Below are 13,772 nucleotides of genomic sequence, written 5' to 3' on the forward strand. Positions count from 1 at the left end.
GGATGTTTTGATTAAGTCAGCGCTATTGGTTCTGGAAGACGGAACCCAATTCCACGGTCGGGCCATCGGGGCAACCGGGTCGGCAGTGGGAGAAGTTGTTTTCAACACGTCAATGACCGGTTATCAAGAAATCCTCACTGATCCTTCCTATTCCCGCCAGATCGTCACTCTTACTTATCCCCATATCGGCAATGTCGGCACCAACTCCGCTGACGCAGAATCTTCTCAGGTACATGCATCGGGCCTCGTTATCCGTGATTTACCACTGATTGCCAGCAACTACCGTAATGAAGAAGGCCTGTCTGATTACCTGACTCGCCACAACATTGTCGCTATTGCCGATATCGATACGCGTAAGCTGACCCGTCTGCTGCGCGAAAAAGGGGCACAGAATGGCTGTATCATCGCGGGCGATGCGCTGGATGCCGCTGTCGCACTGGAAAAAGCCAAAGCGTTCCCGGGCCTGAAAGGTATGGACCTGGCAAAAGAAGTGACCACTAAGGATGCGTATCAGTGGCTGCAGGGGAGCTGGACGCTGGAAGGTGAGCTGCCTGCGCCGAAGACTGATGCAGACCTGCCTTTCCATGTTGTCGCGTATGATTACGGCGTGAAGCGTAACATCCTGCGTATGCTGGTGGATCGCGGCTGCCGTTTGACCGTTGTTCCAGCACAGACTTCCGCGGAAGATGTACTGAAGCTGAATCCGGACGGGGTGTTCCTCTCTAACGGCCCTGGCGACCCGGAGCCGTGTGACTACGCGATTACGGCGATTAAACGCCTGCTGGAAACCGACATTCCGGTGTTCGGTATCTGCCTCGGCCACCAGTTACTGGCGCTGGCCAGCGGTGCCAAAACCGTGAAGATGAAACTGGGTCACCACGGTGGTAACCACCCGGTGAAAGATCACGATAACAATACCGTGATGATTACCGCCCAGAACCACGGTTTTGCCGTTGACGACAGCCAGCTGCCTTCTAATCTGCGTGTGACCCATACCTCACTGTTTGACCATACGGTACAGGGTATTCACCGCACCGATAAAGCAGCCTTCAGCTTCCAGGGCCACCCGGAAGCCAGCCCTGGCCCGCACGATGCCGCCCCCTTGTTCGATCATTTTATCGAACTGATTAAAGCTGCGAAATAAGATCGGGAGAGAAAGACAATGCCAAAACGTACAGACATAAAAAGTATCCTGATCCTCGGTGCTGGCCCGATTGTTATCGGCCAGGCCTGCGAATTTGACTATTCGGGTGCTCAGGCGTGTAAAGCGCTGCGCGAAGAGGGTTACCGCGTTATCCTGGTGAACTCCAACCCGGCCACCATCATGACCGACCCGGATATGGCCGATGCGACCTATATCGAACCTATCCACTGGGAAGTGGTGCGCAAAATCATTGAGAAAGAGCGCCCGGATGCCGTGCTGCCAACCATGGGCGGCCAGACTGCGCTGAACTGTGCGCTGGAGCTGGAACGTCAGGGCGTGCTGGCTGAATTTGGTGTCACGATGATCGGTGCCACCGCTGATGCGATCGATAAAGCGGAAGATCGTCGTCGTTTTGACGTCGCGATGAAGAAAATCGGCCTCGACACTGCGCGTTCCGGTATCGCACACACGATGGAAGAAGCGCTGGCGGTTGCCGCTGACGTGGGCTTCCCGTGCATTATCCGTCCGTCATTCACCATGGGTGGCACAGGCGGCGGTATCGCTTACAACCGCGAAGAGTTTGAAGAGATTTGCGAGCGTGGCCTCGACCTGTCACCGACTAATGAGCTGCTGATTGATGAGTCGCTGATTGGCTGGAAAGAGTACGAGATGGAAGTGGTGCGTGATAAAAACGACAACTGCATCATTGTCTGCTCGATTGAAAACTTCGATGCCATGGGTATTCACACCGGTGACTCCATCACGGTTGCGCCAGCACAGACGCTGACCGACAAAGAGTACCAGATTATGCGTAACGCCTCGCTGGCGGTACTGCGTGAGATCGGTGTGGAAACCGGCGGTTCAAACGTACAATTCTCGGTAAATCCGGAAAATGGTCGCCTGATTGTCATTGAGATGAACCCGCGCGTATCACGTTCTTCAGCGCTGGCATCCAAAGCGACCGGTTTCCCGATTGCGAAAATCGCCGCCAAGCTGGCCGTCGGTTTTACGCTGGATGAGCTGACCAACGACATCACCGGTGGCCTGACTCCGGCCTCCTTCGAGCCGTCCATCGACTACGTTGTGACGAAGATCCCTCGCTTTAACTTCGAGAAATTTGCCGGTGCCAATGACCGCCTGACCACACAGATGAAATCTGTGGGTGAAGTGATGGCAATTGGTCGCACCTTCCAGGAATCGATGCAGAAAGCCCTGCGCGGTCTGGAAGTGGGCGCCCATGGCTTTGACCCGAAAGTGGGCCTTGACGACCCGGAAGCGCTGACGACCATCCGTCGCGAGTTGAAAGATGCTGGCTGCGACCGCATCTGGTACATCGCTGATGCCTTCCGTGCTGCGATGAGCGTGGAAGATGTCTTCGCGCTGACCAACGTTGACCGCTGGTTCCTGGTCCAGATTGAAGAGCTGGTGAAGCTGGAACAGCAGGTATCAGAACAGGGCATTAACGGCCTGAACTATGACTTCCTGCGTGCCCTGAAGCGTAAAGGTTTTGCCGACGCACGCCTGGCCGATGTGGCCGGTGTCTCTGAAGCTGAAATCCGTGCGCTGCGTGAGCAGCATAACCTGCACCCGGTCTACAAACGTGTTGATACCTGTGCGGCAGAGTTCTCCACGAATACGGCCTACATGTACTCCACTTATGAAGAAGAGTGCGAAGCGAACCCTAACCAGGACCGTGACAAAATCATGGTGCTGGGCGGTGGTCCAAACCGTATCGGTCAGGGCATTGAGTTCGACTACTGCTGCGTACACGCCTCACTGGCGCTGCGCGAAGACGGGTTCGAAACCATTATGGTCAACTGTAACCCGGAAACCGTCTCTACCGATTACGACACCTCCGACCGTCTGTACTTCGAGCCGGTGACCCTGGAAGATGTGCTGGAAATCGTGCGCATCGAGAAGCCTAAGGGGGTGATCGTACAGTACGGTGGCCAGACGCCACTGAAACTGGCGCGTGCGCTGGAAGCCGCAGGCGTGCCGGTTATCGGCACCAGCCCGGATGCCATTGACCGTGCAGAAGATCGTGAGCGTTTCCAGCAGGCGGTTGATCGCCTGGGTCTGAAACAGCCGGCCAACGCCACCGTGACCGCCATTGAAATGGCCGTCGAAAAAGCAGCGCTGATTGGCTACCCGCTGGTGGTGCGTCCATCTTATGTGCTGGGCGGCCGTGCGATGGAAATCGTTTACGATGAAATCGACCTGAAGCGCTACTTCAACACGGCGGTTTCCGTCTCTAACGATGCGCCGGTTCTGCTGGACCGTTTCCTGGATGACGCCGTCGAAGTTGACGTAGATGCCATCTGTGACGGTGAGCAGGTGCTGATTGGCGGCATTATGGAACACATTGAGCAGGCGGGCGTTCACTCCGGTGACTCAGCCTGTTCACTGCCAGCGTATACGTTGAGCCAGGAAATCCAGGATGTGATGCGCGACCAGGTGAAAAAACTGGCCTTTGAACTGGGTGTACGCGGCCTGATGAACGTGCAGTTTGCGGTGAAAGACAACGAGGTTTACCTGATTGAGGTGAACCCACGTGCTGCACGTACTGTACCGTTTGTCTCCAAAGCGACCGGGATGCCGTTGGCGAAGGTTGCCGCACGCGTGATGGCGGGCAAAACGCTGGCTGCACAGGGTATGACAAAAGAGATCATCCCGCCGTATTACTCGGTGAAAGAAGTGGTGCTGCCGTTTAACAAGTTCCAGGGCGTTGACCCTATCCTTGGCCCGGAAATGCGTTCCACCGGGGAAGTGATGGGTGTGGGCCGTACCTTCGCAGAAGCTTTCTGCAAAGCGATGCTGGGTGCACAGAGCAACATGAAGAAAAGTGGCCGTGCGCTGCTGTCAGTGCGCGAAGGCGATAAGAAACGCATCGTTGAGCTGGCTCGTCGCCTGCAGGATTCTGGTTTTGAACTGGATGCTACCGCGGGTACTGCTGAGGTGTTGAAAACTGCCGGGATTGAGGTGCGCCAGGTGAATAAGGTGCATGAAGGTCGTCCGCATATTCAGGATCGGGTGAAAAACGGCGAGTACGCCTATATCGTTAACACCACCGCAGGCCGCCAGGCGATTGAGGATTCCAAGCTCATCCGCCGCAGTGCGTTGCAGTACAAGGTGCACTACGACACCACGCTGAATGGTGCTTTCGCCACCACCACGTCACTGAATGCCAGCGCCACTGAGCAGGTGATCTCCGTGCAGGAAATGCACGCGCAGATCAACGCTTAACGCCGGTCATCCTGACAGCAACAAACCCCGCCTCGGCGGGGTTTTTTTTGGGCGCGATTCGGCGAAAGTCGTTTATGATTATCGGTTTTGTGATCGCACAGGTTGCAGCATTGTCAGGGTTCGTTAGGATGACTGGCGCTGGGTTTTACATTATCTATTGAAATACAGCCATTTTTTACACCAATGATTATAGGGAAATTAACCATGAAAAAAATTGTTCTGGCGATGCTGGTGGGAGCGGTAATGGCTCAATCTGCGTATGCGGCCAAAGATGTCACCACCGAACCTGACGTTTACTTCCTGAAAGAGTCGCAATCCATTGATAGCCTGGCACTACTTCCGCCTCCTCCGGCGATGGACAGCATCGAATTCCTGAATGACAAAGCCCAGTATGATGCGGGCAAAATGCTGCGTAACACGCCAAGAGGCAAGCAGGCCTGGAAAGACGCTCATGTCGAAGGGGACGGGGTGGCAGAGGCATTTTCCGACGCTTACGGTCTGACCATCAGCAAAGAGAAAACGCCGGAGCAGTACCGCCTGGTGAAGAAAATGCGTGAAGACGCGGGTGACCTCGCGACGCGCAGCGCCAAGCAACACTACATGCGCATCCGTCCTTTTGCTTTCTATCATGAAGCCACCTGCCGTTCCGATGACGAAGGCAAACTTTCCACCAACGGTTCTTACCCTTCAGGGCACACCACGATAGGCTGGGCGACGGCGCTGGTACTGGCAGAGATCAACACTGACCGCCAGGGGCAAATTCTGCAACGTGGCTATGAGATGGGCCAGAGCCGGGTGATTTGCGGCTATCACTGGCAGAGTGACGTCACCGCGGCTCGCGTGGTGGCCTCGGCGATTGTGGCACGTCTGCACGCGGAACCGACCTTTGTCAGCCAGTTGCAAAAAGCCAAAGATGAATTCACGCGTCTGAAAGGCAGCGCGCTTTAAACGAATATCCCCCGTAGTGGGCGACCTTTTTTCCGGTCGCCCTTTGAGAGATTGTTTTCCGGTGACCTTTTCTTAAGCCAGTTTTGCCAGTATTTCCAGCGTAGTAGACTCATTTTCAATTAAGCGGATCAGCAAAATGGCCTGTTTATTCGGCTTTGCCCGCCCCTGCTCCCAGTTCTGATAGGTGGTTAATCCAGTCTGTAAGTACTGTGCGAAGACCGCCTGAGAAAGCTGTAAGTTTTCACGGATAGTGCGTAATTCCTCCGGGGCAAGTACCACCTCAGCTTTTGCCGCCAGGCGATGCGTTTTCAGCGTTTTCTTGCCCTGGTGATGTTCAGCCAGCGCGGTAAACCCCTCGACCAGTTCATGGTAAAGATCGCGTTTTTCCATAAAATCACCCTCCTTTAGTCAGGTTTGCCAGCAGCGAACGTAAGCTGTCGCGCTGTGCCGGGGAGAGATCGCTTGCCTCTCCTTTGCTGTAAAAAGTGAACAGCAGAAAGTGTGCCTGTTCCTGCCACCAGTAATAAATCACCCGTGAACCTCCGCGTTTTCCCTTATGGCGATGGGCATCGCCTACTCTGAGTTTACGCAGCCCTCCGGTGTGCTGGATAACATCACCGCAGGTGGGACAGAGCATTAACAGATTCTGCAAACTGCGAAATGCATTGTCAGAAAAAGAATCGGCACGGTGACGTGCGAAAGGCGGAAGTTCAATAAAGATAGCATCCACTGCTGTATCTCCTGATGGGCTTAAACTATCCCCAATAATGAGTTAGTTCAAGTGAATTTTGTTGGTTTTTTGAACCTGATGATTTTGCCTCCTTCCTGCTGATATGTCCCGGGCTTGCTCAATCCCTGCGCAACGCCTCGCAAACTTGCACTGTTAACGCTCAGAAGATTTGCTTATTTATAAAATAAAACCATATAAATCAATTGATTGATTTTATGGCATCAAAATTGCCTTACCTGAAAGAGGTTGAGTTGTTGGGCCAATTTATCAGGGGGCAGCATGTCATCATTGAACGCCAGTTTGTCACCGATAGCGGTACAGCACAGCGATGTGTTGGTGCTGGATGCGCTGACGCGCTATGTGGCGCAGTCCGGGACTCAGATTGGTGAACGTCTGCCGCCAGAACGTGTACTGGCAGAGCAACTGGGGGTGAGCCGTAATACGGTACGTGAAGCGCTGAAACGCTGGGAGGCACTGGGCATTATTGTGCGCCGCAAAGGCAGCGGCACCTTCCTGCATGCCGAAGTCACCAGCAATGACAGTTTCCTCTCCCTGCGCTTTAAGAACGACTCACAGAACATGCTGCATGCGCTGGAGGTGCGGCGCATCATCGAGGCCGAATCCTGTGGCCTGGCGGCGATCCGCGCCAGCCGTGAAGACCTGCTGCTGATTGAACAGCGGCTGGTGGAGATGGAGCGGGTGCATCTTTCCATTGGTTCAGCCGGGGCTGAAGACTGGGCGTTTCACGCCAGCATCTATCAGGCCGCCCATAACCCGTTGCTGCTGCATATGGTGGTCGGTTTGTACGACACCCTGCACGCGTTCTTCGAATCTCCCCCCGAACAGGCGCTGTTCAGCGACTCCTTTCCGTTGCACCGCACGCTGTTCGAGGCCATTGCACGCCGTGACGCCATTGAGGCGAGGCGCGTCAGCCATTTAATTCTCGATATCACCGAACGTGACATGAAGGACGTGATCCATGCAGCCAGAAAAATATAAAGACCAGACCCAGCTAACGCACGATGTCCGCCATGATAAAGGCGCGGTATCGCCACCGATTTACCAGTCGTCTCTGTTCAGCTTCAGCGACTACGACAGCATGATCGCCCGTTTTCGCGGTGACAGTGACCAGCCGCTCTATTCACGCGTGGACAACCCGACGGTCAAAGCGTTGCAGGACAAAGTGGCCTTGCTGGAACAGGGGGAAGCCTGTCTGGCCTTCAGTAGCGGGATGGCGGCCATCAGTAACGCCATTCTCAGCGTGGTGTCACCGGGCGATAAAGTGGTGTGTATCAACCACGTTTATCCGGATACCTATCGCTTTCTACGTGGCTTCTGCCAGCGTTTTAACATCAACAGCGAGTTTGTAGACGGTGATTCTCTCGCGGCGGTAGAAGCCGCGCTGCCGGGGGCAACGCTGCTCTATCTTGAAAGCCCGAGCAGCTGGGTGATGGGCGAGCAGGATCTGCGTGCGCTGGTCGCTCTGGCCAAACGTTATGGCGTGACCACGATGATTGATAACAGCTGGGCATCGCCGCTGTTCCAGAAACCGCTGACCCTGGGCGTGGATATTGTGGTGCATTCTGCCTCGAAATATATCAGTGGCCACAGCGATGTGGTGGCCGGGCTGGTGATTGCCAGCCGTGAGCGCATCACGGCGATTACCCGCGACGTCAGCCCTTTCCTCGGCGGTAAGCTCTCTGCCAACGAAGCCTGGCTGCTGATCCGCGGCCTGCGCACGTTGCCACTGCGTATGCGCCAGCACCATCACAGCGCCCTGACGATTGCGCAGCAACTGCTGGACCATCCACAGGTCACCCGGGCTTATCACCCAGGGCTGGACCCGCAGCCCTTCTCAACACTGAGTGGTTACAGCGGCCTGTTCTCCTTCGAACTCGATGACTCGGTGGATATTCCGCGTTTCTGTAATGCCCTGAATCTGTTCCATATGGGCGTCAGTTGGGGCGGCTTCGAGAGCCTGGTGATGCCGGCTATTTCGGTGCTGAATCAGGCCGGAGAGTTTAACTCGGCGCGCGATTTTGGCGTGTCACCGCGTGTTGTCCGTATTTCTATCGGCCTGGAAGAGACCGATGACCTGTGGCTCGACTTGCAGCAGGCGATTGCTGCTGCCCGCTAACTTCACCCGACAAGAGGACAGTATGATGCAACATCCTTTGCGCTCTGCATTATTCAAAAGCGTGGTATTGACCCTGGGAATGACCACCGCCTTCGGCACTATCGCCGCCACTAAGCTGACACTGGTGGAAGTGATCACCAGCCCGGCGCGAACAGCCGTGCTGCAAACCATGCTGACGGAGTATAAAAAACAGCATCCGGATACGGAAATTGAAGTGATCTCGCTGCCGTGGGGCCAGGCGTTTGAAAAACTGGGCACCATGCTGCAAAGCGGGCAGGTGCCGGATGTGGTGGAGATGCCGGATACCTGGCAGGGATTGTATGCCAGTAACAATATGCTGGAGGATCTTGAGCCACGCCTGAAAAGCTGGCAAAACACACCAGAGCTGACGGATAAAGCGCTGACGATGGCGCGTGCCGCCAACGGTAAAGCCACGATGGTGCCGTACGGTTTCTATCTGCGCGCCCTGTTCTGGAACAAGAAGCTGTTCCAGCAGGCCGGGCTGAGCGAAGCACCGAAAACCATGGACGAGTTCGTCGCGGACGCGAAGAAAATTACCGCACTGGGTAATGGCATCAGCGGCTACTGCATGCGTGGCGGCGTTGGCGGCACCAATGCCTGGATGATGTTTATGGCAGCGATGAACGGCTCTCCAGACTTCTTCGATAAGCAGGGTAACAGTACGCTCACCCAGCCTGGTGCACTGAAGGGCGCACAGCTGCTGGTGGATTTGTACAAAAGCGGCGGCTCACCGAAAGACAGTGTGAACTGGGGCTTTAACGAGATCGTATCCGGGTTCTACTCGGGTAAATGCGCGATGCTTGACCAGGATCCGGATGCGCTGATCGCAATTAAAAACAGCATGCCAGCGGACGATTTCGCGGTAGCACCGATGCCGGTGGGGCCAGCGGGTAAAGCCTTCCCGACGATAGGTTATACCGGCTGGTCGGTGTTTAAGCAGGCGAAACAGAAGGATCAATCCTGGCAGTTGATCCAGTTCCTCAGTAACAAAGAGAACAACCTCACCTGGTCGAAGTTCGTCGGTACGCTGCCCATCTATAAAGGCGCAGAAAGCGACCCTTACTACCATTCACCGCAGTTCGCAGGCTGGTTCGCCGAACTGAATGACCCGAAATATGTGCCGCTGACCATGCCGACCCATCTGAAAGGCTGGGGCTACTTTAACTCGGTGATCGTCAAAGAGAGCAGCCAGGAAACATTACTCGACCAGAACGACACCGAATCGATGGTTCAGGACTGGGCGAAGTATCTGACAAAAGAGCAGAAAGCCTGGCTGGCTGCGCAATAACCTGGTGATCGGGCCGATCGGAACAGACGATCGGCCCCCCGCCAACCTCATACCGGAGACGCCCTATGATGCTTGACGCCACCACCGAACCCGCCGATCGAGCGCCACGCTTTTTGCGCCTGCGTAGGCTGGCGGAACCCTGGCTTTACCTCACCCCAACGCTGGTGTTGATAGGGCTGTTTATTTTTGTACCAATGATGATTGGCATCTCGTATGCCTTCCAGAATATCCAACTGCTGAACCCGATGGACAGTGGCTGGGTCGGTCTGGATAATTTCCGCACTATGTTCGATGACCGACGTTTCTTTAAGGCGCTGGGCCATACGGTGAACTGGACGCTGACCTCGCTGACGTTGCAATTCTTCCTTGGTCTGGGGTTGGCGCTGCTGCTAAACCGCGAATTCCCGTTACGGCGCTGGGCACAGGCACTGGTATTCCTGCCGTGGGCGGTGCCTGCGTTTCTCTCCGGTCTGACGTGGTCATGGTTGCTGAATCCGGTGATCGGTATTCTGCCGCACTGGATGGTAGATCTGCATCTGATCAGCGAACCGTACAACATCCTGTCCGATCCCACCCTCGCGTTATACGGCCCCGTGATTGCTAACGTCTGGTTTGGTATTCCGTTTTTTGCCATCACCCTGCTGGCAGCGTTGCAATCCATTCCAAAAGATCTCTACGAGGCGGCATCCATGGACGGTGCCAGCGGCTGGCAGCAGTTTAAGCGCGTCACGCTGCCATTTCTTGCACCGATGATTGCGATTACCGTCATGCTGCGCACCATCTGGATTGCCAACTTTGCCGACCTGATCGTGGTGATGACCGACGGTGGCCCTGCGGGATCCACCTCGATTCTCTCCAGCTACATCTTTACCACTGCCTACCGCAAGCTCGACTTTGGTTACGCCTCAGCGATGGCGGTGTTCCTGCTGGTGCTGATGACCTGTTATGCATTGGTGTTACTGCGTATTCGCCATCAGTTGTTGAAATAAGGAGAGGTCGATGAACGCACTTTTACGTTTGATTGGGCACCGCGCCGGTATCCTGTTCTACCTGCTGTTTGCGCTGTTCCCGCTCTACTGGGTGATTAAAATTGCCTTTACGCCCGACGCGTTGTTGTTCAGCGAAGGGGTGACAATGTGGCCGGCTGCGCTGACTCTTGACCATTTTAAGCGCGTGCTGGTGGAGAGCGATTTCCCGACCTTCTTTACTAACAGTCTGATTGTGTCGTTTGGCACTGCGGGTTTGTCGACGGTGGTGGCAGCGGCTGCGGGCTACGCGTTTTCACGCTTTGGTTTCCGTGGAAAAACGGTGATGGCGGCGCTGCTGCTGTTTACGCAGATGTTCCCGCTGGTGATGATCCTGGCCCCAATCTACAAAGTGATGGCACCGCTCGGGCTGACCAACAGCCTGCTGGGCCTGATCCTGGTTTACAGCGCATTTAACGTGCCGTTTGCCACTTTTTTGATGCAGTCATTTTTCGATGCAATCCCGAAAGATCTGGAAGAGTCCGCCATGCTGGAAGGCTGCACGCGTTTTCAGGCGCTGTACCGCGTACTGGTGCCACTGACACTGCCGGGCATGGCCGCCACGCTGGGATTTGTCTTCACTGCCGCGTGGAGTGAGCTGCTGTTCTCACTGATGCTGATCAACCAAAACGATGTGATGACCTTCCCGGTGGGGTTGCTGAGCTTCGTGTCGAAATTCGCCGTTTCCTGGGGAGATATGATGGCCGCCGCCGTGCTGGCGCTGATCCCCGCTTGTCTGTTTTTCGCTTTCATTCAGCGCTACCTGATCCAGGGGCTGACGGCTGGCGCAGTAAAAGGATAATCCTGATGGCTCAAATTTCTCTGCGACAAATCCAGAAGCAGTACGGCAATGTTGAAGTGCTGCGCGATATTAACCTGACCATCGCCGACGGTGAGTTTGTGGTGCTGGTGGGGCCTTCGGGCTGCGGGAAGTCGACGCTGCTGCGCACCATTGCCGGACTGGAACTGGCGAGCAGCGGTGACATCCGTATTGGCACGCGGCTGATGAACGAGGTGGCACCGAAAGATCGTGATATTTCCATGGTGTTTCAGAGCTATGCGCTCTATCCGCACCTGACCGTGGCGCGCAATATGGGCTTCAGCCTGGAAGTACAAAAGCGGCCCAAAGCAGAAATTGAGGCCGCGGTGCAGCGTGCGGCGGAGATCCTCAGCCTGACGCATTTACTCGACCGGCGGCCAAAAGAGTTATCCGGCGGCCAGCGCCAGCGCGTGGCGATGGGGCGGGCGATTGTGCGGCAGCCGCAGGTCTTTTTGTTCGATGAGCCGCTGTCGAACCTTGATGCCCAGCTGCGCGGTCAGATGCGCGTGGAGATCAAAAAGCTGCATCAGCAAATGAATAACACCATTGTTTATGTGACCCACGATCAGGTAGAGGCCATGACGCTGGCAGATCGGATTGTGGTGCTCAATCACGGTGTGATCCAGCAGGTAGGCAGCCCGCTGGAGCTGTATGACACACCGGCGAATAAATTCGTCGCGAGCTTTATCGGTTCACCGCCGATGAACTTTATCAGCGGTACCGTGCGTGCCGGGGATCGTGGTCCTTGCGTCGAGGTTAGCGCACCGTTGGTGCTACCCTTGAGCGAGCGCGGCTTGCTGCCACAGGGGAAGGCGGTGACGTACGGCATCCGCCCGGAAAATATCACGTTATGCGATCTGGCGGATGAAGGGGCGTTGCCGTTACAGGTGTCGTTGATCGAACCGACAGGCTTATCCGAGCTGATCCACGGAACCCTGTACGGTGAGCCGGTGATGATCTACAGCACTTTGCGTTCGGGCTGCCGGGCAGGGGAGACGGTAGGGATGAAGATCGATGTGGATCGCGTGCTGCTGTTTGATGCGGACAGTCAGGTGCGGCTGTAGGTGCGGGCTATATATAGCCCACACCGGGTCAGGCGTGCCTGACCCCTACGACAGCGCGACTTTAATCCCCAGTGCAATCAGTACGCCACCCAGCAGTTTGTCAACGATGCGCTGGGCTTTGGCCAGCCCACGACGCACCGGGGCGCTCTGGATCAGCACCACCAATAGCGGCCACCATAGCGTCGACAGGCCGAGGATAATGCCCGCATACAACAGCTTTTCATGCACGCTGGAATTAACACTCAGTACCTGGGTAAAGATCGACAGGAAAAAAAGCGTGGCTTTGGGGTTCAGCAAGTTGCACAGATAACCCTGCATAAAGGCTTTCTTCAGCGAGGTGTGCTCAGGGGCCACGTTACTGAGATCCATTTTACTGCTGCCACGGGAACGCAGTGCCTGGATACCGATATAAATCAGGTAACCGGCACCGGCATATTTCAGCAGCATAAACAGCCACGGCGTGGTGGTGATCACCACGGCCAGCCCGGCAACGCAATAAGCCATATGCGTGGCAACGGCGCAGTTCACGCCCATCGCGGTCATCATGGCCGCGCTGCGGCGGTAGCGGGCAGCATTTTTGATAATCAGGAAAAAGTCTGGGCCGGGAGAAAGCATCCCGAGCGCCGCAATGGTGGCGACAAATAAACTGGTTTCTAACATAACGAAAGTCTTTAGCTGAACGAGTCGCGGATTCTATCATGCCTCCGGGGTTTATGTGGGGGTAAAACAGGCAGAAGGTGACGCAACCGATAACCTGTAAAACCTTTACTGAATATCCTCTGGTTAGCTATCGACGAAAGTTTCGCCTTTCCGTATGATGGCGCCAATTTTACCCCCTGCTGAGTTTTATATGATGATTAGCCTGATTGCGGCCCTTGCGGCCGACCGTGTGATTGGGATGGAAAATGCCATGCCATGGCATCTGCCGGCCGACCTTGCATGGTTTAAGAAGCATACTCTGAATAAACCCGTAATCATGGGGCGCCGTACCTGGGAATCCATTGGACGCCCGTTGCCAGGCCGCCTGAATATCGTGATCAGCAGCCGTAAAGGGGATGCCGACGGTGTGACCTGGGTGACCTCTATTGATGAGGCGTTAAAAACCGCAGGTGATGTGGAAGAGCTGATGGTGATTGGCGGCGGGCGTATTTATGAGCAGATGCTGGCACGTGCTGACCGTTTGTATCTGACGCACATTGATGCTGAAGTGGAAGGGGATACGCATTTCCCGGACTACGAGCCGGATGAGTGGCAGTCAACCTTCAGCGAGTTCCATGATGCTGATGAGAAAAACTCGCACAGTTTCTGCTTTGAGATTTTAGACCGTCGTTAAAATAATACGGGTCGGGTAT

General features: G+C 55.4%; 13 protein-coding genes. 10 read left to right on the forward strand and 3 right to left on the reverse strand.

Features of this window, described 5'->3' with window-relative positions; translation table 11 throughout:
* Positions 1–7: 7 nt before the first annotated feature.
* The 3 genes from carA to WH279_RS12855 all read left to right on the forward strand — a co-directional run bounded on the left by carA (position 8) and on the right by WH279_RS12855 (position 5,335).
* The gene (gene carA, locus WH279_RS12845; RefSeq protein WP_200641678.1) at positions 8–1,144 is read left to right on the forward strand and encodes a glutamine-hydrolyzing carbamoyl-phosphate synthase small subunit; all 1,137 of its coding nucleotides are present in this window, start codon (positions 8–10) and stop codon (positions 1,142–1,144) included.
* Positions 1,145–1,162: 18 nt separating this feature from the next.
* The gene (gene carB / locus WH279_RS12850) at positions 1,163–4,387 is read left to right on the forward strand and encodes a carbamoyl-phosphate synthase large subunit (protein ID WP_339457021.1); all 3,225 of its coding nucleotides are present in this window, start codon (positions 1,163–1,165) and stop codon (positions 4,385–4,387) included.
* A gap of 204 nt (positions 4,388–4,591) precedes the next feature.
* Complete coding sequence (locus WH279_RS12855) at positions 4,592–5,335, forward strand: acid phosphatase (protein WP_339457023.1); 744 nt, start codon at positions 4,592–4,594, stop codon at positions 5,333–5,335.
* A 72-nt stretch (positions 5,336–5,407) separates the two neighbouring features.
* Here the strand turns inward: WH279_RS12855 and WH279_RS12860 are convergent, their stop codons facing one another.
* Both WH279_RS12860 and WH279_RS12865 read right to left on the reverse strand, forming a co-directional pair.
* On the reverse strand, positions 5,408–5,725 hold the full coding sequence (locus WH279_RS12860; protein WP_159336876.1) for a helix-turn-helix domain-containing protein: 318 nt from the start codon (positions 5,723–5,725) through the stop codon (positions 5,408–5,410).
* A 4-nt stretch (positions 5,726–5,729) separates the two neighbouring features.
* Positions 5,730–5,972: a toxin gene (locus tag WH279_RS12865; protein WP_339457025.1), complete on the reverse strand. Its 243-nt coding sequence runs from the start codon at positions 5,970–5,972 to the stop codon at positions 5,730–5,732.
* Positions 5,973–6,344: 372 nt separating this feature from the next.
* Here WH279_RS12865 and WH279_RS12870 point away from each other — a divergent pair, with 372 nt between their 5' ends.
* The 6 genes from WH279_RS12870 to WH279_RS12895 all read left to right on the forward strand — a co-directional run bounded on the left by WH279_RS12870 (position 6,345) and on the right by WH279_RS12895 (position 12,420).
* Positions 6,345–7,064, forward strand: a complete 720-nt coding sequence (locus WH279_RS12870; protein ID WP_167863356.1) for a FadR/GntR family transcriptional regulator — start codon at positions 6,345–6,347, stop codon at positions 7,062–7,064.
* On the forward strand, positions 7,045–8,202 hold the full coding sequence (locus tag WH279_RS12875; RefSeq protein ID WP_339457028.1) for a PLP-dependent transferase: 1,158 nt from the start codon (positions 7,045–7,047) through the stop codon (positions 8,200–8,202). The genes WH279_RS12870 and WH279_RS12875 overlap by 20 nt, the downstream gene beginning before the upstream one ends.
* Positions 8,203–8,224: 22 nt before the next feature.
* On the forward strand, positions 8,225–9,511 hold the full coding sequence (locus WH279_RS12880) for an ABC transporter substrate-binding protein (protein WP_339457030.1): 1,287 nt from the start codon (positions 8,225–8,227) through the stop codon (positions 9,509–9,511).
* A 65-nt stretch (positions 9,512–9,576) separates the two neighbouring features.
* A complete protein-coding gene (locus WH279_RS12885) occupies positions 9,577–10,500 on the forward strand; it encodes a carbohydrate ABC transporter permease (protein ID WP_339457032.1) in 924 nt (307 codons plus the stop codon).
* A gap of 10 nt (positions 10,501–10,510) precedes the next feature.
* Positions 10,511–11,338: a carbohydrate ABC transporter permease gene (locus WH279_RS12890; protein ID WP_133842336.1), complete on the forward strand. Its 828-nt coding sequence runs from the start codon at positions 10,511–10,513 to the stop codon at positions 11,336–11,338.
* Between the two features lie 5 nt (positions 11,339–11,343).
* The gene (locus WH279_RS12895) at positions 11,344–12,420 is read left to right on the forward strand and encodes an ABC transporter ATP-binding protein (RefSeq protein ID WP_339457035.1); all 1,077 of its coding nucleotides are present in this window, start codon (positions 11,344–11,346) and stop codon (positions 12,418–12,420) included.
* 45 nt (positions 12,421–12,465) lie between these two features.
* Here WH279_RS12895 and WH279_RS12900 read toward each other — a convergent pair whose 3' ends face one another.
* The gene (locus WH279_RS12900) at positions 12,466–13,080 is read right to left on the reverse strand and encodes a LysE family translocator (protein ID WP_167863357.1); all 615 of its coding nucleotides are present in this window, start codon (positions 13,078–13,080) and stop codon (positions 12,466–12,468) included.
* 190 nt (positions 13,081–13,270) lie between these two features.
* Between WH279_RS12900 and folA the strand changes: the two genes are divergently transcribed.
* Entirely contained in the window at positions 13,271–13,753 is a 483-nt protein-coding gene (gene folA, locus WH279_RS12905; protein WP_171149235.1) for a type 3 dihydrofolate reductase, read from the forward strand.
* Positions 13,754–13,772 lie beyond the last annotated feature (19 nt).

This window comes from Erwinia sp. MYb375 (genome assembly GCF_037479175.1).
GTDB lineage: Bacteria > Pseudomonadota > Gammaproteobacteria > Enterobacterales > Enterobacteriaceae > Erwinia > Erwinia rhapontici.